Raw genomic sequence first — 24421 nt, 5'->3', positions numbered from 1 at the left:
CACATATTCACGAACGGATGCGGGCGCTGCACGGGGCACTGATCACCCTGGTGAGCGTCATGAACCGTCCGCGCAACGACCAGCGGCTGATCGCCGCGGCCGGGGTGCGCCTGGACCAGGCCCTGTTCCGGCTGCTGGTGATGATCGAGCGGGTCGGGCCGATCGGGGTGGTGGAGCTGGCCGACCGGGTGGGCCGCGACTACACCACCGTCAGCCGCCAGGTGGCCCGGCTGGAGGCGATGGAGCTGATCACCCGCCGCGGCAACCCGCAGGACCGGCGTATCCGCGAGGCGGTGATCGCGCCCAGGGGCAAGGCCATGACCGAGCGCTTGGACCAGGCCCGCGCACGGCTGGCGCGCGAGGTGTTCCGTGACTGGCCGGAGCGGGACGTGGAGGAGCTGGTGCGGCTGCTGACGCGCTTCGCCGCCGACCTGGAGCGGCTGGTGGAGGCGGCGCCTGGCTGAACCGCCGGCCGGCGCTGCGCCGGGTGCCGGCTATAATCGCCGGCCGTTTTCCGCCTTCCGGTCCGCCTGCATGTTCGAATCCCTGACCCAGCGCCTGTCCGGCACCCTCGAGCGGCTGCGCGGCCGCGGCCGGCTGACCGAGTCCAACATCAGCGAGGCCGTGCGCGAGGTGCGCATCGCGCTGCTGGAGGCGGACGTGGCCCTGCCGGTGGTGCAGGCCCTGATCCAGCGCATCAAGGTGCGCGCGGTTGGCCAGGAGGTGCTCAAGTCGCTGACCCCGGGCCAGGCCCTGATCAAGGTGGTGCGCGACGAGCTGACCGCGGTGATGGGCTCGGCCGCGACCGACCTGAATCTCAACGTCCCGGCCCCGGCGGTGTTCCTGATGGCCGGCCTGCAGGGCGCCGGCAAGACCACCACCGTCGGCAAGCTGGCCAGGCACCTGAAGGAAAAGCGCAAGAAGAAGGTGATGGTGGTCAGCGCCGACGTCTACCGTCCGGCCGCGATCGAGCAGCTGAAGACCCTGGCCGAACAGACCGGCGTGCTGTTCTTCCCGTCCGACGCCGGGCAGAAGCCGGAGGACATCGTCCGCGCCGCGATCGCGGACGCGAAGAAATCCTTCGTCGACGTGCTGATCGTCGATACCGCCGGCCGCCTCGCCATCGACGAGGCGATGATGGCCGAGATCAAGGCCCTGCACGCCGCGGTCAACCCGGCCGAGACCCTGTTCGTGGTCGACGCCATGACCGGCCAGGACGCGGCCAACACCGCCAAGGCGTTCTCCGACGCCCTGCCGTTGACCGGCGTGGTCCTGACCAAGACCGACGGCGATGCCCGCGGCGGCGCGGCGCTCTCCGTGCGCTACATCACCGGCAAGCCGATCAAGTTCGTCGGCACCGGCGAGAAGGTCGACGGCCTGGACGTGTTCCACCCCGACCGCGTCGCCGCGCGCATCCTCGACATGGGCGACGTGCTGTCGCTGGTGGAGCAGGTCGAGCAGACCGTCGACCAGGAGAAGGCCGCCAAACTGGCCGCCAAGGTCGCCAAGGGCAAGAAGTTCGACCTCAACGACATGCGCGACCAGCTGGAGCAGATGCAGAACATGGGCGGCATCGCCGGCCTGATCGACAAGCTGCCCGGCCTCGGCCAGGTGCCCGAGCACCTCAAGCAGCAGGTGGCGCAGAGCCGCGAGGTGCCGCGCATGATCGCCATCATCGGCTCGATGACCCCCAAGGAGCGGCGCAACCCGGGCCTGCTCAACGGCTCGCGCCGTGCCCGCATCGCCCGCGGTTCGGGTACCACCCCGGCCGACGTCAACAAGTTGCTGAAGCAGTACCAGCAGATGGAGAAGATGATGGCGAAGATGGGCCGCGGCGGCATGAAGGGGATGATGCGCGGCCTGCAGGGCATGATGGGCGGCATGGGCCGCATGCCGTTCCGCTGATCCACGCGCGGGCTGGCCACGCGGCCCCGGCGCCGGCCGGCTGGCCCGGTCGAGGACGATGGAGGACGCGATGACGCAGCCGCCTTCGGGCAGCTTCCTGCTCAACGGCCGCCCGGCCGCCTCCGATCCCGAGGGCCTGCGCGCGCTGGCGCAGGTGAACTACGGCCACTTCACCGCGTTGCAGGTGCGTGGTGGCCGCGCCCAGGGCATGGAGCTGCACCTGGCGCGGCTGGGCCAGGGCAACGCCGAGCTGTTCGACGCTGCGCTTGATGAGGCCCAGGTCCGGGCCTGGATGGCCCAGGCCGCGGCGGAACAAGGCGGCGACTGCTCCCTGCGCGTGGCCGTGTTCGCGCGCGGTTTCGACCACCGCCAGCCGCTGCGCGCGCTGCAGGCGGACGTGCTGGTCTCCGCCACCGCGCCGGCACGGCCATCGGGCAAGGCGATCCGGGTGCGCAGCGTCGCCTTCGTGCGTCCGTTCCCGCACCTCAAGCACGTGGCCACCTTCCCGCTGTTCCAGCACCGGCGCCTGGCCATGCGGGACGGCTATGACGATGCGCTGTTCGTGGACGGCGAGGGCGCCGGCGCGCGCGTGGTCGAAGGCACGGTCTGGAACATCGGCTTCTGGGACGGGCGGGGCATCACCTGGCCGGAAGGTCCGGCGCTGCGTGGTACTTCGGAACGGTTGCTGCAGTCCGGCCTCGATGCGCTGGGCTGCGCGCAGCAGGTGCGCCCGGTCGCGCTGGCGGAGGTTGGCGGTTTCGCCGCCGCCTTCGCGGTCAACGCCAACAGCCTGCAGCGCATCGCCGCCATCGACCAGGTGGAGTTTGGCCCGTTGCCGGAGCTGGATGCGCTGCTTGCGTCCGCTGCCGCGCAGGTTCGCTGGGAACCGCTCGCCTAGCCTTCAAGGTCGCTCCCTCGCGGGGTGGGGCGGTGCGTTTGCGCGCCGCCGAACGGCCGCGTCCGCTGGACTCGGACTAGGGAGCGGAACTGGGTGCGGAGCGGGGTTTGGGGAGGGGGCAGGGTCTTCTGCTCTCTTGCCATACCCGTGCATCGTCAGGAACGTTGGGTACGTAGCGCTGCACGTGCGCATTACGAATGCGTGGTCGCCAAATAAGGGGCGGCGGACTTCGGACGGAGCCGCGCTGCACCGGGTGTGTCCCGGCCGCTCGGTCGCACATCCATGTGCGTACTCGCTACCGCGGCCATCCATGGCCGCTGCCGGGACACACCCGGCGCAGCGCGTCTTCGCGCGCGTTTCGTCCCGTCGCTTCGTCATACGCCCCCTTCCACGGGGGAGGGGGCGGGGAGACGGTCGGGTGCTCGGTTCGTAGCCCGGATAAGGCCAACGGCCGCATCCGGGGCGCTGCCACGCGACTGTCCCCAGCCACGTCGTCCCGGCGGAAGCCTCGGCCCAGCGACCTTGGGTCTTGTCAGCGACGTAGTCCGCTATGGAGCCGCAACCCGGGCCTCCGCTCGCCTCCCTTCGGAGCCAGCCCCGCTTCTGCAGCGTTCCGGGTGCGCTTCGCTTGCCCGGGCTGCGCATGCCGGATCCCGACCGTCGGGCCTGGCGCCTTGTATGCGAGGCACCCGGTCTTGCGCCCGGAGCAAAAAGCCTTGCGTGCAAGGCCCTCCAGCCTTGCACGCAAGGCTCTGAACCCCAACCGTCGGGCTCGGAGCCTTGCGCGCGAGGCTCCGGGCCTTGCACTTGGAGCAAGAAGCTTCGTCCACAAGGTTCCCCTGCCTTGCGTGCAAGGCTCCAAGCCTTGCAACGACGAGGCTCGAAGCCTTGCACGCAAGCCCCGGAGCCCGAAGCGCAAGCCCTGGAGCCTCGCGCGCAAGGCAAAAAGCCTCGCGGTCGGGGCTGGTGAGCCTCGAGTGCAGGGCTCCGGAGCTCGAAAGCCGAGGCTCCGAGGCTTGCACGCAAAGCCCCCAGGAGGGGTGTCAGGATTTTTGTGTGCAGGGTCCCCAGCCTTGCACTTGCAGCTCCAGGCCTTGCACGCAAAGCGCGCAGCCTTGCATCTGGAGCGTCGCTCCTTGCGCGCAAGGCCAGGAGCCCTGGAGGCATCAGTCTCCCGCCTGCAAGCGGGGCTTACAGGCTCGTGCGCAGAGTTTGAAGCCGCGGGTATTGCATCGCAGTGCACTAGGCCATGCGTCCGCCCCCAACGCTCCTGCTTCCTTGGGCACATGGCCCGGACAAGGCCGCAACAGCAGGCGAAGGCGGGGGCGCAGGCCGCATCCGGGGAACAGGCGCAAGGCGCACCCGTACGTGGGTCGGCTCTGCCCCGGCTCGCCCGTCCGCCCTGGATCCTTCATGCGTGTGTCGGTGCCCGCCCCGGGTGCGCTTCGCTTACCCGGGCTACATGGAGCCGTGCGCTCTACTGGGCCGCCAGCGACGGTCCAGCGCTGCGGTGCGATGCCCGTTGCCCGGAAGTAAAGGAGGAGGCTGCGGCCCCCGCGGGAGCGGGGACGGAGCCGGGGGACATGGAGGGCAACGGGTATTGCATCACAGTGCACTGGGCCATGCGTCCGCCCCCAACGCTCCTGCTTCCATGGCACATGGCCCGGCCAAGGCCGCAACTGCAGGCGAAGGCGGGCGCGGGCCGCCTCCGGGAAGCGCATGCCGCACCCGGTACGTGGCTCGGTTCTGCCCGGTTCGCCCGCTCCGCCCTGGCTCCTTCATGCGTGCGTCGGTCGCCGCCCCCGGGTGCGCTCCGCTTACCCGGGCTACGTGGAGCCGCGGTGCGATGCCCGTTGCCCGGAAGTAAAGGAGGAGGCTGCGGCCCCCGCGGGAGCGGGGGACGGAGCCGGGGGACATGGAGGGCGACGGGTATCGCATCGCAGTGCCCTGGGCCATGCGTCCGCCTTGCTTCCAGTCCGCGCAGGTAACCCGCGCCCGGTCCGCATTCGGAAGCAGACGCATGCCGCAGTCCCGGTGCGTGCGTCGTTTCCCCGGATGCGCTGCGTACCCAGGCAATGCGCCTACGCAGCCCGGCGGCAATTCCGCAGCGCGTGGCGACGCGCCAGGCCTCGCCAGCCCTGGCGTTGCAGCGGCGCGGTGCGCTCTGCTTGCCCGGGCTACCCCTGCTTACGCCGCCGGCGAAGCGACGCCCGCCTTGCGCGCCACGCGTGCGCGCAGGCGGTCCAGCGCCAGGAAGACCGCCGGGGTGGTGTAGAGCGTCAGCACCTGGCTGACCAGCAGGCCGCCGACGATGGCGATGCCCAGCGGACGGCGCATTTCCCAGCCTTCGCCGGTGGCGAGCATCAGCGGCAGGGTACCCAGCAGGGCGGCGACGCTGGTCATCAGGATCGGGCGGAAGCGCAGCCTGGCCGCTTCCAGGATCGCCGCGTGCGCCGGCTGGCCCTCGCGCTGCGCGGCGAGTGCGAAGTCGACCATCAGGATGGTGTTCTTCATCACCACGCCGACCAGCAGGAACAGGCCCAGCAGCGAGATCAGGTTGAGCTCGCCGTCGAACAGCAGCAGCGCGACCAGCGCGCCGATCCCGGCCGAAGGCAGGATCGACAGGATCGCCAGCGGCTGCACCAAGCTCTCGTACAGCACGCCCAGCACCAGGTATACCGCCAGCACCGCGCCCAGGATCAGCCACGCCTGGCGGTTGCGCAGGTCCTGCAGGCTGCCGGCCTCGTCGCCGAGCCGGGCCTGGACCTCGGTGGGCAGCATGATCTTCGCCATCGCGTCCTCGATCGCCGCGGTGGCCTCGCCCAGGGTGACGCCCGGGGCGAGGGCGAAGCTGATCCGGGTGGAGACGAACTGCGAATGGTGCTGGATCCGGTCCGGGGCCATGCCGTAGCCCCAGCTGGCGATCGCCGAAAGCGGCACGCGGTGGCCGCCGGCGGCGATCACGTACACCTGGTCCAGCGTCTCCGGCGAGGTGGTGTAGCGCGGATCCAGCTCCATCACCACCCGGTACTGGTTGAGGCTGTCGTAAAGCGTGGCCACCTGGCGCTGGCTGAAGGAGTTGTTGAGCACGGTGCCGACCGTGCGCATGTCCACGCCCAGCCGCGCCGCCGCCTCGCGGTCGATCTCCAGGCGCACCTGGCGCATGCCCTCGTCGCCGCTGGAGTCCACGTCCACCAGCTGCGGCAGCGCCGCCAGCGCCTCCTGCACCTTCGGCGTCCACTCGCGCAGCGGCCCGATGTCGCCGGCCAGCAGCTGCAGGTCCAGGTTGCCGTCGTCGTTGCCGCCGCCGATGCGGATGTCCTGGTCCACCCAGAACCACAGGTTGCCGCCGGGCACCTTGGGCAGGTTCCGGCGCAGGCGGTCGATCACCTCGCGGCTGGAGACCTTGCGCTCGGCCAGCGGCTTCATCTGCATCATCACGAAGCCGTTGTTCACCCCGGTGCCGCCGCCGATGTAGCCGGCGATGTCGGCGATCGCCGGGTCCTGCAGCAGGAACTCGCGGTAGGCCTGGATCTTCGGCTGCATCACCTGGAACGAGAGGCCGTCGTCGCCGCGGATGAAGCCGCGCAGCTGGCCGGTGTCCTGCTGCGGCACCGTGCCCTTGGGCACCTTGGCGAACAGGTAGGCATTGAGCGCCACCGTGCCCAGCAGCAGGCAAAGCATCAGCGGCAGGCGGGCGAGGCTGCGGTCCAGCGAACGCAGGTACAGCCGGCGCAGGCCGCCGAACAGCAGCTCGCCCAGCCGCTCCCACGGCGGCACCACCCGGTCCGGGCCGGCGCTGCGCAGCAGGCGCGAGCACAGCGCCGGGGTGAAGCTCAGCGAGACCGCCACCGACACCGCCATCGCCGCCACCAGGGTCAGCGAGAACTCGCGGAACAGTTTCTCGACGAAGTCGTCCAGGAACAGGATCGAGACGAACACCACGCCCAGGGCGATGTTCATCGACAGCAGGGTGGCGCCGACCTCGCCGGCGCCGCGCATCGCCGCCGCCACCGGCGACAGGCCGGCGGCCAGGTGCCGGGAGATGTTCTCCAGCACCACGATGGCGTCGTCCACCACCAGCACCGCGGCCACGATCAGCGCCATCAGCGACAGCGTGTTGAGCGAGAACCCGGCCAGCCAGATGATCGCCAGCGCGCCGAACAGCGAGACCGGGATCGCCAGCGAGGGCACCAGCGCCGCGCGCCAGCTGCCCAGGAACGCCAGCACCACCAGCACCACCAGGCCGATCGCCAGCACCAGGGTGGCCTCGGCCTCGCGCAGGGTGGCGCGGATCACCGGCGAGCGGTCCATCACCACCTTCATGTCCACGCCTGCCGGCAGCAGCGCCCGCAGCGTGTCCATCTGCCCGTGGATCGCGTCCACGGTGCGGATGATGTTCGCGTTCGGCTGGCGGTTGACCATCATCAGCACCGCCGCGCGGCGGTTGTGGAAGCCGGAGGCGTAGCGGTTCTCGGTGCCTTCGCCGACCTGGGCCACGTCGCGCAGGTGCACCGCGCGGCCGTCGTGCCAGGCCACCACCAGGTCGCGGTATTCCTCCGCTGTGCGCAGCTGCAGCCCGGCCTCGACCTGCCACTGGCGGTCGTCGCGGGCCACCGTGCCCAGCGGGCGCAGCGCGTTGGCGTTGCGGATCGCCGCGGCCACGTCCTCCAGGGCGATGCCGTACTGGTTCAGCGCGCCGGGGTTGAGCGAGACCCGCACCGCCGGCAGCGAGCCGCCGCCGACGCCGACCTCGCCCACGCCCGGCACCTGCGCGATCTTCTGCGCCAGCACGGTCGAGGCCACGTCGAACACCTGCGCCGGGGTGAGCGTGTCCGAGCTCAGCGCGATGGTCATGATCGGCGCCTGCGACGGATTGATCTTGCGGTACTGCGGCATGCCCGGCATGCCCGAGGGCAGCTGCGCGCGCGCGGCGTTGAGCGCGGCCTGGACCTCGCGCGCGGCGTCGTCGATGTCGCGGTCCAGCGAGAACTGCAGGTCGACGCGGGTGCTGCCCTGGTTGCTGCTGGAGGTGATGCGGGTGATCCCGGGGATGCTGCCCAGCGCCCGCTCCAGCGGGGTGGCCACGGTGGCCGCCATCGACTCGGGGCTGGCGCCGGGCATGCTGGCGCTGACCTGGATCGCGGGGTAGTCGACCTGCGGCAGCGGCGCCACCGGCAGCTGGCGCAGGGCCAGCAGGCCGCACAGCACCACCGCCACCGCCAGCAGCACGGTGGCGACCGGGCGCTCGATGAACACCCGCGACAGGTTGGGCGAGGCGCCTTCGTGCATGTCAGGCCGCCGCGCCGGCGCCTTCGGCCGCCGCCTCGCGGCGGCGCGAGAGGCGGTCGAAGAACAGGTACACCACCGGGGTGGTGAACAGGGTCAGCACCTGGCTCACCAGCAGGCCGCCGACCATCACCAGGCCCAGCGGCTGGCGCAGCTCGGCGCCGGAGCCGGAGGCGAACACCATCGGGATGGCCGCGAACAGTGCCGCCAGGGTGGTCATCAGGATCGGGCGGAAGCGCAGCAGGGCGGCGCGGTGGATCGCCTCGCGCGGCGCCAGTCCCTGCTCGCGCTCGGCCTCCAGGGCGAAGTCGATCATCATGATCGCGTTCTTCTTCACCAGGCCGATCAGCAGGATGATGCCGATCACCGCGATCAGGTCCAGGCTGCGCCCGGACAGCAGCAGCGCCGCCAGCGCGCCCACCGTGGCCGAGGGCAGGGTGGAGAGGATGGTCACCGGGTGGATGAAGCTCTCGTAGAGCACGCCCAGCACGATGTACATCACCAGCACCGCGGCCAGGATCAGCCACAGGGTGCTGGAGAGCGAGTTGCGGAACGCCTGCGCCGCGCCCTGCAGGCGCAGCTCGACGCTGGCCGGCATGCCGATGTCGGCACGCGCCTGCTCGATCGCCGCCACCGCCTCGCCCAGCGAGGCGCCCGGCGCCAGGTTGAAGGAGAAGGTCACCGCCGGGAACTGGCCCAGGTGGCTGACCTGCAGCGGGGTCGGGCGGGTCTCCACGCGCGCCAGGCCCGACAGCGGCGTCTGCCGGCCGTCGGCGGTGGCCACGTGGATGCGGCCGATCGCCTCCGGTCCCAGCTGGAAGCGCGGATCGGCCTCCAGCACCACCCGGTACTGGTTGGCGTGGGTGAAGATGGTCGAGACCTGGCGCTGGCCGAAGGCGTCGTACAGCGCGTCGGCGATCGCCGAGACCGACACGCCCAGGCGCGCGGCCGCGTCGCGGTCGATGTCCAGCCAGGCCTGCAGGCCCTGGTCCTGCAGGTCGCTGGCCACGTCGGCCAGGGCCGGGTGCTTGCGCAGCGCCTGCAGCATCGCGCCGGTCCAGCGCGACAGCTCGTCCAGGTCCGGGGTGGTCAGGGCGAACTGGTACTGGGTGCGGCTGACCCGGTCCTCGATGCTCAGCTCCTGCACCGGCTGCAGGTACAGGTCGATGCCCGGCACCGCGGCGGCGCGGCGCTTGATCCGCTCGATGATCTCCAGCGCGCCGGCGCTGCGCTCGGCGTGCGGCTTGAGTTCGATCAGGAAGCGGCCGCTGTTGAGCGTGGCGTTGCTGCCGTCCACGCCGATGAAGGAGGACAGGGTGGCCACGTCCGGATCGGCGAGGATGGCGTCGGCCAGCGCCTGCTGGCGGCGCGCCATGGCCTCGAACGAGACCGACTGCGGCGCCTCGCTGATGCCCTGGATCAGGCCGGCGTCCTGCACCGGGAAGAAGCCCTTGGGCACGGCGATGTACAGCGCGACGGTCAGGGCCAGGGTGGCCGCGGTGGCGCCCAGCATCAGCGGCTGCCGCGCCAGCACCCAGTGCAGGCCGCGGTCGTACAGCGCCACCACGCGGTCGAACATGTCGCCCTGGGCGCCGTCGGCGCCGGCCTCGCCATGGCCGTGCCCGGCCTTGAGGAAGCGCGCGCACAGCATCGGAGTCAGGGTCAGCGAGACCACCAGCGAGATGCCGATGGCCACCGCCAGGGTGATCGCGAACTCGTGGAACAGCTTGCCGACCACGTCGCCCATGAACAGCAGCGGGATCAGCACGGCGACCAGCGACACCGTCAGCGAGACCAGGGTGAAGCCGATCTGGCGCGCGCCGTTGAGCGCGGCCTCCATCGGGCCTTCGCCGTCCTCCATGCGCCGGGCGATGTTCTCCAGCATCACGATCGCGTCGTCGACCACGAAGCCGGTGGCGATGGTCAGCGCCATCAGGGTCAGGTTGTTGAGCGAGAACCCGGCCAGCAGCATCACCCCGAAGGTGGCCACCAGCGACAGCGGCACCGCGATCGAGGGAATGATCGTGGCCGGCACCGTGCGAAGGAACACGAAGGTCACCAGCACCACCAGGCCGATCGCCAGCAGCAGCTCGTGCTGCACGCCCTTGATCGAGGCGCGGATCGACTCGGTGCGGTCGCTGAGCACGGCCACGTCCACCGCCGCCGGCATCGAGGCGCGCAGCTGCGGCAGCAGGGCGTGGATCCGGTCCACCACCTCGATCACGTTGGCGCCGGGCTGGCGCTGGATGTTGACCAGGATCGCCGGGGCCTTGCCCGACCAGGCGGCGAGCTGGCTGTTCTCCGGCCCCTTCTCCACGGTGGCGACGTCGCCCAGGCGCAGCGGCGCGCCGTCGTTCCAGGCCAGCACCAGCTGCCGGTACTCCTCGGCCGAACGCATCTGGTCGTTGGCGTCGAGCATGGTGGCGCGGGTGGGGCCGTCGAAGCTGCCCTTGGGCATGTTCACGTTGGCCGCGCCGATCGCGCGGCGGATGTCGCCCATGCCCAGGCCCGCGGCGGCCAGCGCCTGCGGGTTGACCTGGATGCGCACGGCAGGGCGCTGCCCGCCGGCCAGGCTCACCAGGCCCACGCCCGGCAGCTGCGACAGGCGCTGGGCCATGCGCGTGTCGACCAGGTCGTAGACCTCGGGCAGGGCCATCGAAGGCGAGGTCACCGCCAGGGTCAGGATCGGGGTGTCGGCCGGGTTGACCTTGCGGTACACCGGCGGCATCGGCAGGTCGTTGGGCAGGAAGTTGGAGGCGGCATTGATCGCGGCCTGCACCTCCTGCTCGGCCACCCCCAGGTCCACCTCCAGCGAGAACTGCAGGGTGATCACCGAGGCCCCGCCGGAGCTGGTCGAGGTCATCTGGTTCAGCCCCGGGATCTGGCCCAGGCGCCGTTCCAGCGGCGCGGTCACAGCGCTGGTGGTCACCGCCGGGCTGGCGCCCGGGTACAGGGTGAGCACCTGGATGATCGGGTAGTCGACCTGGGGCAGCGCCGAGACCGGCAGCAGGCGGTAGGCGAACAGGCCCGACAGCAGCAGCGCCAGCATCAGCAGCGAGGTCGCCACCGGGCGCAGGATGAACGGGCGGGACAGGTTCATCGCGCGGCGGCCGCCTTGCTGCCACCAGCCGCGGCGTCGACGGGCCTGCCGGCGTCGGCCGCGACCGGCACGCCGTCGGCGTCGACCACCTGCACCTTGCCGCCCTCGCGCAGGCGGTCCAGGCCCTCGAGCACCACGCGCTCGCCGTCCGCCAGGCCCTCGAGCACGGCCACCCGGCCCTCGTGGCTGGCGCCCAGCTTCACCTCGCGCACGCTGGCGGTGTCGTCCTCGCCCACCACGTACACGTAGGTGCCGCGGTTGCCGAACTGCACCGCCGCATCGGGGATCGAGACCACGTCCGCGCTGCCCAGGCGCAGGCGCACGTTGACCGACTGGTTGGGGAACAGCGACTCGTCCGCGTTCTCGAACAGGGCGCGCAGGCGCAGGGTGCCGGTCTGCACGTCGATGCGGTTGTCCAGGCTGGACAGGGTGCCGCTGGCCAGCGGCTGGCGCTCGTCGCGGTCCCAGGCCTGCACCGCCAGCGCCTGGCCCCCGCGCACCGCCGCCTGCACCGAGGGCAGCACGCCTTCGGGCAGGGCGAACACCACGCTGATCGGACGGGTCTGGGTGATGGTGGCGATCCCGCCCTCGTCGCCGGCGCGCACCAGGTTGCCCACGTCCACCGTGCGCAGGCCGATGCGGCCGTCGATCGGCGCGGTGATGCGGGTGTACTGCAGCTGCAGGCGGGCCTCGTCCACCGCGGCCTGGTCGCTCTCGCGGCGGCCCTCGAACTGGCGCACGCGCGCCTGCAGGTCGGCCACTTCCTGGGCGGAGACGTAGTTGGCGCCGGCCAGGTCGCGGAAGCGCTGCAACTGGATGCGGGTATTCTCCAGCTCGGCCAGGTTCTGCTTCTGCGCGCCCTCGGCCTGGGCCAGGCGCACCTGGAACGGGGCCGGGTCGATCTCGGCCAGCAGCTGGCCGGCGCGGACCTGCTGGCCCTCGTCGAAGGCGATGCGCAGCAGCTCGCCCTCGACCCGCGGGCGCACGGTCACCGTGCGCAGCGGGGTGACGGTGCCCAGCGCCTTGATCTCCAGGTCCAGCGGGCCGCGCTCGGCGGTGGCCACGCGCACCGGGGTCGGCGGGCGCTCGCCCCAGCCGCCGCGACCGCCGCCCGGAGGCGCGTCCTCCTTCCCGGAGCAGCCCCGCCACAGCAGGACCAGGGCCAGCACCAGGCCGAGGACCAGGAGCGCTTTGAGGAGGCGGGGCAGCTTTTTCATCGGTAGTCCATCAGGGCGGCGGGCGCAGGGCCCACCGTGGGGGAGGTGTACGGGGCAAGGCCTGGGGTCGCGGCGCCGCTTTCCCTGGCCGGGCTGTGCGCCCGGCGCGACGCCTGCCCGGTGATGGTACGGGAGCGGTTTGCCGCGGTTGCATGACTTTGGTCATGCTGCGCGTAATTCACCAGGGATCGCGCGCCCGCGAAGCGGGGGCAGGAGCCCGCAGCGGTGCGAGTCGCGGCCGGGCGGGGTGGCCGGCAAGGCGGCCGGGCGGGGCGGCCGGGCGGGGCGGGGTGGTTTCCCTGGCGGCGGTGTTCGGCTAGAATCGCCGGCTTACCTCGTCATCCTGGCGACTGGGCAACACGAAAAACACATGGTCAAGATCCGTCTCACCCGCGGCGGCGCCAAGAAGCGCCCGTTCTACCACATCGTCGTCACCGACTCGCGCAGCGCCCGCGACGGCCGCAACATCGAGCGCGTCGGCTACTACAACCCCGTTGCCCAGGGCAACGAGCAGCGCGTTGTGCTGGACATCGCCCGCGTCGACTACTGGGTGGGCAACGGCGCGCAGCTGACGGACAAGGTCCGCAGCCTGTACAAGGAAGTGGTCAAGGCCCAGAGCCAGGCCCAGGCCGCCTGATGGCGACGGCCGCCCCTGGCGGCGGCCGGTACCTGACATGAACGACGCAGGGCGTCCCACTCCAGCACCGCGGAAGCTGATTCTGCTGGGCCGGGTGACGGGCGCCTTCGGCGTGCGCGGCGACGTCAGGCTCGAGTCCTGGACCGAGCCGCGCGCGCAGATCTTCCGCTACCAGCCCTGGATCCTGCGTTCGGCCAACGGCGCCGAGCGCGAGCTGCGCGGGGCCAGGGGGCGCGACACCGGCAAGCACGTAGTGGCGACCCTGCCCGGCTGCGACGACCGCGATGCCGCCGAGGCCCTGCGCGGCACCGAGATCCTGGTCCCGCGCGAGGCGCTGCCGCCGCCGGCACCCGGCGAGTACTACTGGGTCGACCTGGAAGGGCTGAAGGTGGTCACCGTCGACGGCGTGGCCCTGGGCGAGGTTTCGCACCTGCTGTCCACCGGCGCCAACGACGTGCTGGTGGTGCGCGGCGAACGCGAGCGCATGATCCCCTTCGTCCGGCCCGACTACGTCACCTCGGTGGATTTCGACACCGCCACCATCACGGTCGACTGGGATCCCGATTTCTAGGGGCCGTGATTCGTGATTGGTAATTGGTGATTTGAAAGAGCGATAAGCTCGGATTGCCAGCCGAACTGGGTTGCCAGCGCCTCCCGCTTTTCCGAATCACGAATCCCGAATCACCAAAATCACCGCTCCATGCGCATTGACGTCGTCAGCCTGTTCCCCGAAGAGGTCGACCGCTGCACGGCGTTCGGCGTGACCGGGCGCGCGCGCGAGCGCGGACTGCTGCAGTTGCGCGGCTGGAACCCGCGCGAGTACGCCGACGGCAACTACCGCAAGACCGACGACCGCACCTTCGGCGGCGGGCCGGGCATGGTCATGCTGGTGGAGCCGCTGCGGCGCTGCCTGGCGGCGGTGCGGCAGGCCGACCCGACCCCGGTGCACGTGGTCTACCTGAGCCCGCAGGGCCGGCGCCTGGAGCAGAAGCGGGTGCGCGAGCTGGCGGCGATGCCGCGCCTGGTGCTGCTGTGCGGCCGCTACGAGGGCATCGACGAGCGCCTGGTCCAGGCCGAGGTGGACGAGGAGCTGTCGATTGGCGACTACGTGCTGTCCGGTGGCGAGCTGGCCGCGGCGGTGGTGGTCGACGCGGTGGCCCGGCTGCAGGACGGCGCGCTCAACGACGCCGGCTCGGCTGCCCAGGACAGCTTCGAGGACGGGTTGCTGGACTGCCCGCACTACAGCCACCCGGTCGAGCACGCGTACGGCACCGTCCCGGAGGTGCTGCGATCGGGCAACCATGCTGCGATCGCGCGCTGGCGCCGGCAGCAGGCCCTGGTGCGGACCTGGCTGCGGCGCCCGGACCTGCTGCAGGGGCGGGAACTGTCCAAGGTCGACCGCAAGCTGCTGGAGGAGGGCCTGCGCGCGCTGGAACAGGACCCGGCGGGGCAGGAGGCACCGCCGGCCTGACCCTGCCCGGTTCCGGTCCATGGGGTGACTAGCCACGGACCTTGCGGACCGGCTACAATGCCGGATTCCTGCAAGAGGCAGGCCCCGAGGGGCGCCGGAGCAGGCATCCACAACAACAAACGCGCAGCGCAATCCGGCGACTGCGTTAGCCCGAGTTGTCATCCAGACACGCCCACCCGAACAAAGAGTCGGTCACCATGAGCAAGCTGAACAAGTCCATCATCGCGGAGTTCGAGTCCGCCCAGATCAACCGCGAACTGCCGAAGTTCAGCCAGGGCGACACCGTCGTGGTGAACGTCAAGGTCAAGGAAGGCAACCGCGAGCGCGTGCAGGCCTACGAAGGCGTGGTCATCGCCACCAAGAACGCCGGCCTGAACTCGTCCTTCACCGTGCGCAAGATCTCGCACGGCTACGGCGTCGAGCGCGTGTTCCAGACCTTCAGTCCGATGATCGAGTCGGTCGAGGTCAAGCGCCGCGGCAAGGTCCGCGCCGGCAAGCTGTACTACCTGCGTGGCCTGGAAGGCAAGGCGGCCCGCATCAAGGAAGACCTGGCTGCCGTGGCCAAGGCCAAGGCCGAGAAGAACGCCGGCTGATCCGCCGCGTCTTCGCTGTCCGCGACGGCCGCCCCAGGGCGGCCGTTTGCGTGGTGGCCTCCGCGCGCTGGCGTCCCCGCGCCGACGGGCGCACACTGCGGACGTACCGCGGCCTGCCGGCAGCCGCCATCCGCACCGGCCGTACACGCAATCGATGCCGAACACCCGTACCTGCAACCTGGCCTGCATGATCCCGCCCCACGTGGGCGCCGCTGGTGCCTCCCATGGCTGAGACGGAAGCCGGCGCGCACGTGCGCCTGGACGTCTGGCTGTGGGCGGCGCGCTTCTTCCGCACCCGCAGCCTGGCCCGCCAGGCGGTGGACACCGGCAAGGTCGAGGTCGGCGGACAGCGCGCCAAGCCTTCGCGTGCGATCCGGGTCGGCGATGCCCTGCGCGTGACCCGCGGCGAGGAAACCTTCGAGGTCCAGGTACTGGGCCTGAGCGACACCCGCGGCCCGGCCCCGGTGGCGCAGGCGTTGTACGCCGAGAGCGCCGAATCGGCGAAGCGGCGCGAGGAGCAGCGGCTGCAGCGCGCCGCCATGCGCGATGGCTACCGCCCGCCGGAGCACAAGCCGGACAAGCGCGCCCGCCGCCTGATCCAGGCCCTGGGCGACATCGACGCGTTCTGATCCACCCCTGACTTCCGGCCTGTCGCGCGGGCACCCGTGCCGGTGTAGAACGGGCGTGTTCCCGCCGACCGGAGTTGCCGAATGCTTCGCAGGATGTCCGCCCTTGCCGTGCTGTCGCTGGGCCTGGCCGGTTGCGCCAGTGTCCAGGACGATCCACTCGTCCCGATGGCCGCCGATTGCCTGGTGGGCGGCGACAAGGGGCCGGCGCTGCCGGGCCAGCCGGGTACCAGCCGCGACCGCCGCTGCAAGCCGGCGGAGGAAGCGGTGATCTGGTCCAGCGAGCGCGACAGCCGGATCAAGCTCGACCTGCGCGCGCGCGACCAATAAGCACCAACGAAAAGCCCCGCCCGGAACCCGGGCGGGGCATGCTGCGTGCCGCGTGTGGGCTCAGGCGCGCAGGTCGAAGCGGTCCAGGTTCATCACCTTGGTCCAGGCGGCGACGAAGTCGCGGGCGAACTTCTCCGCGCCGTCGTCGGACGCGTACACCTCCGACAGGGCGCGCAGCACCGAGTTGGAGCCGAACACCAGGTCGACCCGGGTCGCGGTCCACTTCACCGCGCCGCCGTTGCGCTCGCGCACTTCGTACAGCTGGCGCTCCGCGTCCACCGGCGTCCACTCGTAGGCCATGTCCAGCAGGTTGGTGAAGTAGTCGGTGCTGAGCACGCCCGGGCGCTCGGTGAACACGCCATGGCGGCTGCCGTCCCAGCTGGCGTCCAGTGCCCGCAGGCCACCGACCAGCGCGGTCATCTCCGGCGGGGTCAGGGTGAGCAGCTGGGCCTTGTCCACCAGCAGGTGCTCGGCCGGCACTTCGGACGGGGCCTTGAGGTAGTTGCGGAAGCCATCGGCGAACGGCTCCATGTGGCGGAAAGCCTCGACGTCGGTCTGCTCCTGCGAGGCATCCACGCGGCCGGGCGCGAACGGCACCTCGACGTAGACGCCGGCCGCCTTGGCCGCCTGCTCGATCGCCACGCCGCCGGCCAGCACGATCAGGTCGGCCAGCGACAGCCGCACCTGCGGCTGCAGCTCCTCCAGCTTCTCCAGCGCCTTGATCGCGCGCTGGTTGACCTGCCAGCCGCGCTGCGGCTCCAGGCGGATGCGCGCACCGTTGGCGCCGCCGCGCTTGTCGCCGCCGCGGAAGGTGGAGGCCGAAGCCCAGGCCAGGGTGACCAGGTCGCCGGCCGGCAGGCCCAGCGCCTCGATCTTCGCCTTGGCATCGGCGATGTCGGCCGCCTCGGGGGCGTGCACCGGCCTGGGCAGCGGGTCCTGCCAGATCAGGTCCTCGGCCGGCACTTCCGGGCCCAGGTAGCGGGCCTTGGGGCCCATGTCGCGGTGGGTCAGCTTGAACCAGGCGCGGGCGAAGGCATTGGCGAAGGCCTGCGGGTCATCGCGGAAGCGGCGGGAGATGGGGCCGTAGACCGGGTCGAAGCGCAGCGCCAGGTCGGTGGTGAGCATGGTCGGCTTGCGCCTGGGCGAGTCCGGGGTGGGGCCGGGGATGAAGGGCTCGACGTCCTTGGCCACCCACTGGTGCGCACCGGCCGGCGACCTGGTGAGCTCCCACTCGAAGTCGAACAGGAACTTGAAGAAGTCGTTGTTCCACTGCGCCGGGGTGCTGGTCCAGGTCACCTCCAGGCCGGAGGTGATGGTGTCGGCGCCCTTGCCGGTGCCGAACCTGTTGGCCCAGCCCAGGCCCTGCATCTCCAGGTCGGCCGCTTCCGGATCCGGGCCGACATTGTCGGCCGGGCCGGCGCCGTGGGTCTTGCCCAGGGTGTGGCCACCGGCGATCAGGGCCACGGTTTCCTCGTCGTCCATGCCCATGCGGCCGAAGGTCACGCGGATGTCGTGCGCGGCCAGCAGCGGATCGGGGTTGCCGTCCGGGCCTTCCGGGTTCACGTAGATCAGGCCCATCTGCACCGCGGCCAGCGGGTTCTCGAGGTTGCGGCTGTGGATCTTGCCGTCGGCGTCGTCCTCGGACACCAGCACGCTGTCGCCCTCGGGCTTGGGCACGCCTTCCGAGCCGCGGGCGTAGCGCTCGTCGCCGCCCAGCCAGGTCTTCTCGCGACCCCAGTACACGTCCAGGTCCGGTTCCCAGGTGTCCTCGCGGCCGGCGCCGAAGCCGAAGGTGCGGAAGCCGGCGTGCTCGAGGGCGACGTTGCCGGCCAGGATCATCAGGTCGGCCCAGGAGATCTTCTGTCCGTATTTCTTCTTGACCGGCCACAGCAGGCGCCGGGCCTTGTCGAGGCTGACGTTGTCCGGCCAGGAGTTGAGCGGGGCGAAGCGCTGCTGGCCGCGGCCACCGCCGCCGCGGCCGTCGCCGACGCGGTAGGTGCCGGCGCTGTGCCAGGCCATGCGGATCATCAGGCCCACGTAGCTGCCGAAGTCGGCCGGCCACCAGTCCTGCGAACTGGTCATCAGGTCCAGCAGGTCCTTCTTCAGCGCCGCGTAGTCGAGCTTGCTGAACTCCTCGCGGTAGTTGAAGTCCTTGCCCAGCGGATTGGAGCGCTCCGAGTGCTGGGTCAGCAGGTCCAGGCGCAGCTGGTTCGGCCACCAGTCGCGGTTGGTGGTGCCTGTGCCGGCGACGCCGGCGTGGAACGGACACTTCTTCTCGGTCGTCATTGGGATTGCCCCTCTGCTTCGTGCCCACGGGGGAGCGGGCGGTGGATGCGATGCGGCGCGGGCCGCGCGCCGCCTGTGGCGAAGGGACTGCTGCTGCAAGCCCGTAGCCGGTGTGAATCGAACGGCCACAGGCTAGTTGGCAGGGGCTATCAAGAGAAATTGTTAGTTGCGAATTTCCCGATAGCACCTGCCTATGGAACAGGCGGCGCCCCGCAGGGCGCCGGACCGGAAGAACGGGGCGGCGCGTGGCCGCCCGGCCCGCCAAGCATCACTCCGGACGCGGCGTGGTGGAAGTGCTCGGCGGCAGCAGCGGCGTGGTCACCTGCGGCTGGCGCCCGGTGAGGGTCTTCAGGAAGCGGGCGATGGCCTCGACCTCGGCCGCGTCCAGTTCGTGGCCCAGCTGGCTGCTGCCCATGATCGCCACCGCCTGGTGCAGGTCCCAGACCTGGCCGCTGTGGAAGTAGGGCGCGGTCAGTTCCACGTTGCGCAGCGGTGCGGCGCGGAACACGTACTCGTCGCTGGCGGTCTGGGTCACGGCGAAGCGGCCCTTGTCGCCGGCCGGCAGCACGTCGGCGCCGGGGCGCGCGACCACGCCGAACGGGAAGTAGGCCTGGCCACCCACGTTGGGACCGGAATGGCAGGACGCGCAGCCCTTGTCGATGAACAGCGACAGGCCGCGCAGCTCGGTGGCGTCGAGGCTGTCCTTGCCGGCGAGGAACTGGTCGAAGCGCGAGTCCGGCGTCACCAGGGTGGTCTCGAAGGCTTCCAGCGCGCGTGCCATGTTCTCGAAGGTCACCGGCTCGCGCTCGCCCGGGAAGGCCTTGCGGAACGCTTCCACGTAGGCCGGGATGCTGCGCAGGGTGGCTTCCACGCGCTCGGGCGTGTTGTTCATCTCCACACTGGCCTGGACCGGGCCCTTGGCCTGCTCCTTCAGGTCCTCGGCGCGGCCGTCCCAGAACTGGGCGATGTTGAGCACCGCGTTGAGCACGGTGGGCGAGTTGCGCGGGCCCTTCTGCCAGCCGTGGCCGATCGAGGTGGGCACGTTGTCGGCGCCGCCGGTGGCGACGTTGTGGCAGGTGTTGCAGCTGATCACGTGGCTGCGCGACAGGCGCGGCTCGAACCACAGCGACTTGCCCAGTTCCACCTGGGCGGCGGTGACCTGCTGGCCGCGCACCTGTTCGATCCTGTGCGGGACCGGGCCGAACAGGGCGTTGGCGGTCTCGCGCAGCGCGGCCGCGTCCGGCTGGTCGGCGGCTTGCGTCGACTGGGCCTGCAGGCCGGTGCAGGCCAGGGCGAGGGCGGCGGCAAGGACGGTGCTGCGGTGGCGCATGGACTTCTCCGGTGGGGCTGTGGCGCAGTTATCGGATGCGCCCGCGACCGTGGCATTGACTGCGATCAACCGCGCCGCCGCGGCTATGCTTGGCATCCCGTCGCCAGGCCTGCCGTAGGGATGACCCAGCGCGCCACCCGTCTGCTACGGATGCTCGAGGAACTGCGCCAGCGCCGTGGTGCGGTGCGCGGCGCGCAACTGGCCGAATGCCTGGGCGTGAGCCTGCGCACTGTGTACCGCGACATCGAGGCGCTGCGCTCGCAGGGCGCGCAGATCGACGGCGATGCCGGCGTCGGTTACCGCCTGCGCCCCGGGTTCGTGATGCCGCCGCTGATGTTCCCGGCCGAGGAGCTGGAGGCGCTGGTGCTGGGCGCGCGCTGGGTGGCCTCGCATTGCGACCCTGAGCTGGCGGCCGCCGCCAACCGCGCGCTGTCGCGCATCGCCGGCGTGCTGCCCGGCGAGCGGCGCCTGGAGATCGAGACCAGCGGCCTGTTCGCACCGTACTGGCAACAGCGCGCACCCGAGCCATGGGTGCCGGCGCTGCGCCGCGCGATCCGCGACGGCCATGCCGTGCGCCTGCGCTACCGCGACGCCGAGGGGCGCGAGAGCGAGCGCGTCGTCTGGCCCTTCGCCATGGCCTTCCTCGACGACATGCGCCTGATCGCCGCCTGGTGCGAGCAACGCGACGACTTCCGCCATTTCCGCGCCGACCGCGTGCTGGACCTGGAGGACACCGGCCGCCGCTATCCCCAGACCCGCCACCAGCTGCTGCGCCGCTGGGAACAGCTGCGCCTGCGCCGCAGCGAGGGCTGAGCAGGCCCTCGCACGCTGCTGACAGCAGCTGTCAGCAGGCCCGTCCCAGACTTGGATTCCCTTCCAGTGACGGAGACGACCATGGGCAAGACGCTGACCTTCTACACCAACCCCCTGTCCCGGGCGCGCATCACCCGCTGGATGCTGGAGGAGACCGGCCTGCCGTACGAAGAGGTCGTGCTCGACTTCGGCACCACGATGAAGTCGCCCGAGTACCTGGCGGTCAACCCGATGGGCAAGGTGCCGGCGATCCGCCACGGCGACCTGGTGGTGACCGAGAACGCCGCCATCTGCGCCTACCTGGCCGACCTGGTCCCGGAGAAGGGGCTGGCGCCGCCGCCGGGTGCGCCCGAGCGCGGCAGCTACTACCGCTGGCTGTTCTTCCTCGCCGGGCCGGTGGAGTCGCTGCTCACCGCCAAGGAAGCCGGCGCGCTGGCCAGGCCGCTGTCGGCCGGCTACGGCACCGAGGCCGACCTGCTGCGCACTCTGGAGCAGGCGGTGGCCGGGCGCCAGCACCTGGTCGGGGACCGCTTCACCACCGCCGACCTGCTGATGGCAGCCTTCCTCGGCTACTACATGATGGTCGGCATGCTGGAGAAGAAGCCGGCGTTCGTCGCTTTCGCCCAGCTGCACGCCGCGCGCCCGGCGGCGGTGGCGGCCAACGCGCGCGACAACGCGCTGGCGGTGCAGCACCCGGTGCCGGCCGGGATGCAGGAGGCCTGAGCGATGGAGAAGGCCTACCACGGCAGCTGCCACTGCGGCGCGGTGCGCTACCAGGCGGTGATCGACCTGGCGGCCGGCACCGGCCGCTGCAACTGCACCTTCTGCACCAAGACCCGCTCCTGGGGCGCGCAGGCAAAGGATTTCGAGCTGCTGCAGGGTGAGTCGGCCCTGGGCGACTACGGCCGCGACTGGGGCGAGGGCAACATCCACCACCGCTTCTGCACGCGCTGCGGAACCCATGTGTACGGGCACGGCTACATCGCCGAGGCCGGCGGCGACTACCTGGCGGTGCGGGTCAACACCCTGGACGATGCCAGCATCGACGAGCTGGTCGGCGGCGGCATCCGCTACGCCGACGGCCGCCACGACAACTGGATGAACCCGCCGGCCGACTTCCGCGCGCTGTAGCGCGGGCAGGCGAGGCGCACGCGCCGCCACCCTTGTCGCCGGTCGTCCCCTGGCGTGGCGGATCCGCGGATGCGGCCCTTGGCCTTGTCCGGGCTACGCCGGTGAAGCCGTGGCCCGGTGGACGAAGTGCTCCCGGGCCTTCGGGCGGCAGGGCGAAGGCGCCCCCGCCCTACAGCAGCGACTTCAGCCGGTACAGCGCCTCCAGCGCCTGCTTCGGGGTCAGCTCGTCCGGATCCAGCGCGGCCAGTGCCTCCTGCGCGGCGGAGGGCGCCGGCGCGAACAGGCCGAACTGCTGCGGGGCGTCCAGTGCCTGCGGCGCCATTTCCGAGGCGTGGGTCTCGCGGCCGCGCTGCTCCAGTTCGGCCAGGCGCCGCCGCGCCTGCACCAGGGTCGCCTTGGGCAGGCCGGCCAGGGCTGCCACCTGCAGGCCGAAGCTGCGGTCGGCCGCGCCCTCGCGCACGGCGTGCATGAACACCAGCGAGTCCCCGTGCTCGACCGCGTCCAGGTGCACGTTGGCGATGCCGCTCTCCGGCGTGGCCAGCGCGGTCAGTTCGAAGTAGTGGGTGGCGAACAGGGTCCAGCAGCGGTTGACCGTGGCCAGGTGGCGCGCGACCGCGTCGGCCAGGGCCAGGCCGTCGTAGGTCGAGGTGCCGCGGCCGATCTCGTCCATCAGCACCAGCGACTGCTCGGTGGCGTGGTGCAGGATGTAGGCGGTCTCGGCCATCTCCACCATGAAGGTGGACTGGCCGCGCGCCAGGTCGTCGCCGGCGCCGATGCGGGTGAGGATGCGGTCGATCGGGCCGATCACCGCGCGGCTGGCCGGCACGAAGCTGCCGATGTGCGCCAGCAGCACGATCAGCGCGTTCTGGCGCATGTAGGTGCTCTTGCCGCCCATGTTCGGGCCGGTGATCACCAGCATCCGCCGCGCCTGGCCGTCGCGGTCGCCGTACAGCTCCAGGTCGTTGGGTTCGAACGGTTCCTCGCGCACCGCCTCCACCACCGGGTGGCGGCCGCGCTCGATGCACAGGCAGGGCGCGTCGGTCAGCTCCGGCTGCGACCAGTCCAGCGCCTGCGCGCGCTCGGCGAAGCAGGCCAGCACGTCCAGCTCGCTGAGCGCCGCGGCGCAGCGCTTGAGCGGTTCCAGCACCTCGTTGAGCGCGTCCAGCAGCGCGTCGTACAGGAACTTCTCGCGCGCCAGCGCGCGCTCGCGCGCCGACAGCACCTTGTCCTCGAATGCCTTCAGCTCCTCGGTGATGTAGCGCTCGGCCCCGGTCAGGGTCTGGCGCCGGGTGTAGTGCACCGGGGCCTTGTCGGCCTGGCCCTTGCTGATCTCGATGTAGTAGCCATGGACGCGGTTGTAGCCGACCTTCAGGGTGGGGATGCCGGTGGCCGCACGCTCGCGCGCCTCCAGGTCGACCAGGAACTGGTCGGCGTTGGTGGACAGCCGTCGCAGCTCGTCCAGCTCGGCATCGTAGCCCTCGGCGATCACCCCGCCGTCGGCCAGCTTCAGCGGCGGCTGCGGGGCGATCGCCGTGGCCAGCAGGTGCGCGATCTCGTCGTGCTGCCCCAGCTCGGCCGCCAGCGCCTGAAGCCGCGGCGAATCCAGCTGCGCCAGCGCCTGGCGGATGCCGGGCAGCAGGCCCAGCGCGTCGCGCAGGGTGGACAGGTCGCGCGGCCGCGCCGAGCGCAGGGCCACGCGGGTGAGGATGCGTTCGACGTCGCCCAGGCCGCGGAAGCCGTCGCGCAGGTCGGCGTCGGCGCGCTGCTCGACCAGGGTGGCCACTGCGTGGTGGCGGGCGCCGAGCACGCCGCGGTCGCGCAGCGGACGGTGCAGCCAGCGCCGCAGCAGGCGTCCGCCCATGGGGGTGATGGTCGAATCCAGCACGCCCAGCAGGGTGTGGCGGGTCTGGCCGTCGACCCGCGAATCCAGCTCCAGGTGGCGGCGGGTGGCCGCGTTCATCGCGATCGCCTCGCCGGAGGTCTCCAGTGCGATCGAGGTCAGGTGCGGCAGGCGCTGCTTCTGGGTTTCCTCGACGTAGCCCAGCAGCGCGCCGGCGGCGGCGATCGCCAGCGGCTTGTCGTCGATGCCGAAGCCGGTGAGGTCGTGCAGGCCGAAGAAACGCAGCAGCTGGCGGCGGCCGCTGTCCGGGTCGAACAGCCACGGCGGGCGGCGGCGGATGGCACCGGCCGACAGCCGCGGCCAGCCTTCCTCGTCCGGCACCAGCAGTTCGGCCGGTTCGAGGCGGGCGAGCTCGGCCTCCAGCTGGTCGGCGTTCTCCACCTCGCTGACCAGGAAGCGGCCGGCGGACAGGTCGGCCCAGGCCAGGCCGTAGCCGCTGCGCCCGTGCGCCACCGCCATCAGCAGGGTGTCGCGGCGCTCGTCCAGCAGCGCCTCGTCGGTGACCGTGCCGGGGGTGACGATGCGCACCACCTTGCGCTCGACCAGGCCCTTGGAAGTGGCCGGGTCCCCGATCTGCTCGCAGATGGCCACCGACTCCCCCAATGCCACCAGCCGCGCCAGGTAGCCTTCGTAGGCGTGCACCGGCACGCCGGCCATCGGGATCGGCGCGCCGCCGGAGCTGCCACGCTGGGTCAGGGTGATGTCGAGCAGGCGCGCGGCCTTGCGCGCGTCGTCGTAGAACAGCTCGTAGAAATCGCCCATCCGGAAGAACAGCAGCAGGTCCGGATACTCCGCCTTGGCGGCGAAGTACTGCTTCATCAGCGGGGTGTGTTCGGGCGCTGCGGACTTGTCTGCGGTCTTGGCCATCGGCTTGCGGGTTCTGCGGGGCTGCCGA

Annotated in this window: 18 protein-coding genes; 12 read left to right on the top strand and 6 right to left on the bottom strand. The window is 71.3% G+C overall.

All coding sequences use genetic code 11. The annotated features are described in order from the left end of the window. The first annotated feature begins 59 nt into the window (after positions 1-59). The 3 genes from EIM48_RS00280 to EIM48_RS00270 all read left to right on the top strand — a co-directional run bounded on the left by EIM48_RS00280 (position 60) and on the right by EIM48_RS00270 (position 2803). Positions 60-464, top strand: a complete 405-nt coding sequence (locus EIM48_RS00280) for a MarR family transcriptional regulator (protein WP_233581605.1) — start codon at positions 60-62, stop codon at positions 462-464. Between the two features lie 70 nt (positions 465-534). Continuing rightward, the gene (gene ffh / locus EIM48_RS00275) at positions 535-1905 is read left to right on the top strand and encodes a signal recognition particle protein (protein WP_125110853.1); all 1371 of its coding nucleotides are present in this window, start codon (positions 535-537) and stop codon (positions 1903-1905) included. A 70-nt stretch (positions 1906-1975) separates the two neighbouring features. Next, the gene (locus EIM48_RS00270; RefSeq protein WP_233581604.1) at positions 1976-2803 is read left to right on the top strand and encodes an aminotransferase class IV; all 828 of its coding nucleotides are present in this window, start codon (positions 1976-1978) and stop codon (positions 2801-2803) included. Between the two features lie 2187 nt (positions 2804-4990). Here EIM48_RS00270 and EIM48_RS00265 read toward each other — a convergent pair. Genes EIM48_RS00265 through EIM48_RS00255 form a run of 3 tightly spaced genes read right to left on the bottom strand, consistent with a single transcriptional unit; the run spans position 4991 to position 12409 of the window. Continuing rightward, positions 4991-8095 carry an efflux RND transporter permease subunit gene (locus EIM48_RS00265; protein WP_125110851.1) on the bottom strand — a complete coding sequence of 1035 codons (3105 nt, stop codon included), beginning with the start codon at positions 8093-8095 and terminating at the stop codon, positions 4991-4993. 1 nt (position 8096) lies between these two features. After that, complete coding sequence (locus EIM48_RS00260) at positions 8097-11192, bottom strand: multidrug efflux RND transporter permease subunit (protein WP_028915403.1); 3096 nt, start codon at positions 11190-11192, stop codon at positions 8097-8099. Next, complete coding sequence (locus EIM48_RS00255; protein ID WP_125076604.1) at positions 11189-12409, bottom strand: efflux RND transporter periplasmic adaptor subunit; 1221 nt, start codon at positions 12407-12409, stop codon at positions 11189-11191. Before EIM48_RS00255 ends, EIM48_RS00260 begins: the two co-directional genes overlap by 4 nt. A 370-nt stretch (positions 12410-12779) precedes the next feature. On the opposite strand from EIM48_RS00255, the gene rpsP reads away from it, so the two are divergent. From rpsP to EIM48_RS00225, 6 genes are all read left to right on the top strand, one after another. After that, positions 12780-13046, top strand: a complete 267-nt coding sequence (gene rpsP, locus EIM48_RS00250; RefSeq protein WP_028915405.1) for a 30S ribosomal protein S16 — start codon at positions 12780-12782, stop codon at positions 13044-13046. Positions 13047-13083: 37 nt separating this feature from the next. After that, the gene (gene rimM / locus EIM48_RS00245) at positions 13084-13617 is read left to right on the top strand and encodes a ribosome maturation factor RimM (protein ID WP_050992169.1); all 534 of its coding nucleotides are present in this window, start codon (positions 13084-13086) and stop codon (positions 13615-13617) included. 129 nt (positions 13618-13746) lie between these two features. Then, positions 13747-14517 carry a tRNA (guanosine(37)-N1)-methyltransferase TrmD gene (gene trmD / locus EIM48_RS00240; protein ID WP_125110850.1) on the top strand — a complete coding sequence of 257 codons (771 nt, stop codon included), beginning with the start codon at positions 13747-13749 and terminating at the stop codon, positions 14515-14517. A 197-nt stretch (positions 14518-14714) separates the two neighbouring features. After that, on the top strand, positions 14715-15110 hold the full coding sequence (gene rplS / locus EIM48_RS00235; protein ID WP_019398730.1) for a 50S ribosomal protein L19: 396 nt from the start codon (positions 14715-14717) through the stop codon (positions 15108-15110). 224 nt (positions 15111-15334) lie between these two features. Further along, positions 15335-15739: an RNA-binding S4 domain-containing protein gene (locus tag EIM48_RS00230; protein WP_019398731.1), complete on the top strand. Its 405-nt coding sequence runs from the start codon at positions 15335-15337 to the stop codon at positions 15737-15739. 93 nt (positions 15740-15832) lie between these two features. Beyond that, on the top strand, positions 15833-16066 hold the full coding sequence (locus EIM48_RS00225) for a hypothetical protein (protein ID WP_125110849.1): 234 nt from the start codon (positions 15833-15835) through the stop codon (positions 16064-16066). Between the two features lie 60 nt (positions 16067-16126). Here the strand turns inward: EIM48_RS00225 and katG are convergent, their stop codons facing one another. Both katG and EIM48_RS00215 read right to left on the bottom strand, forming a co-directional pair. Further along, entirely contained in the window at positions 16127-18352 is a 2226-nt protein-coding gene (gene katG / locus EIM48_RS00220; RefSeq protein ID WP_028915407.1) for a catalase/peroxidase HPI, read from the bottom strand. 268 nt (positions 18353-18620) lie between these two features. Further along, positions 18621-19682 carry a cytochrome-c peroxidase gene (locus tag EIM48_RS00215; RefSeq protein WP_019398734.1) on the bottom strand — a complete coding sequence of 354 codons (1062 nt, stop codon included), beginning with the start codon at positions 19680-19682 and terminating at the stop codon, positions 18621-18623. A gap of 120 nt (positions 19683-19802) precedes the next feature. Here EIM48_RS00215 and EIM48_RS00210 point away from each other — a divergent pair, with 120 nt between their 5' ends. The 3 genes from EIM48_RS00210 to EIM48_RS00200 all read left to right on the top strand — a co-directional run bounded on the left by EIM48_RS00210 (position 19803) and on the right by EIM48_RS00200 (position 21626). Beyond that, positions 19803-20495: a YafY family protein gene (locus tag EIM48_RS00210; RefSeq protein ID WP_125076608.1), complete on the top strand. Its 693-nt coding sequence runs from the start codon at positions 19803-19805 to the stop codon at positions 20493-20495. Positions 20496-20576: 81 nt separating this feature from the next. Continuing rightward, positions 20577-21218: a glutathione S-transferase gene (locus EIM48_RS00205; protein WP_019398736.1), complete on the top strand. Its 642-nt coding sequence runs from the start codon at positions 20577-20579 to the stop codon at positions 21216-21218. A gap of 3 nt (positions 21219-21221) precedes the next feature. Next, positions 21222-21626, top strand: a complete 405-nt coding sequence (locus tag EIM48_RS00200; RefSeq protein WP_125108323.1) for a GFA family protein — start codon at positions 21222-21224, stop codon at positions 21624-21626. Between the two features lie 169 nt (positions 21627-21795). Here the strand turns inward: EIM48_RS00200 and mutS are convergent, their stop codons facing one another. Further along, positions 21796-24393, bottom strand: coding sequence for a DNA mismatch repair protein MutS (gene mutS / locus EIM48_RS00195; RefSeq protein WP_125110848.1), 2598 nt, complete (start codon positions 24391-24393; stop codon positions 21796-21798). Positions 24394-24421: the final 28 nt, after the last annotated feature.

Source organism: Pseudoxanthomonas sp. SGNA-20 (genome assembly GCF_003931635.1).
Taxonomy (GTDB): Bacteria; Pseudomonadota; Gammaproteobacteria; order Xanthomonadales; family Xanthomonadaceae; genus Pseudoxanthomonas.
The sequence above is the reverse complement of the archived record's forward strand: the minus strand, read 5'-3'. Positions and strand labels throughout refer to the sequence as shown.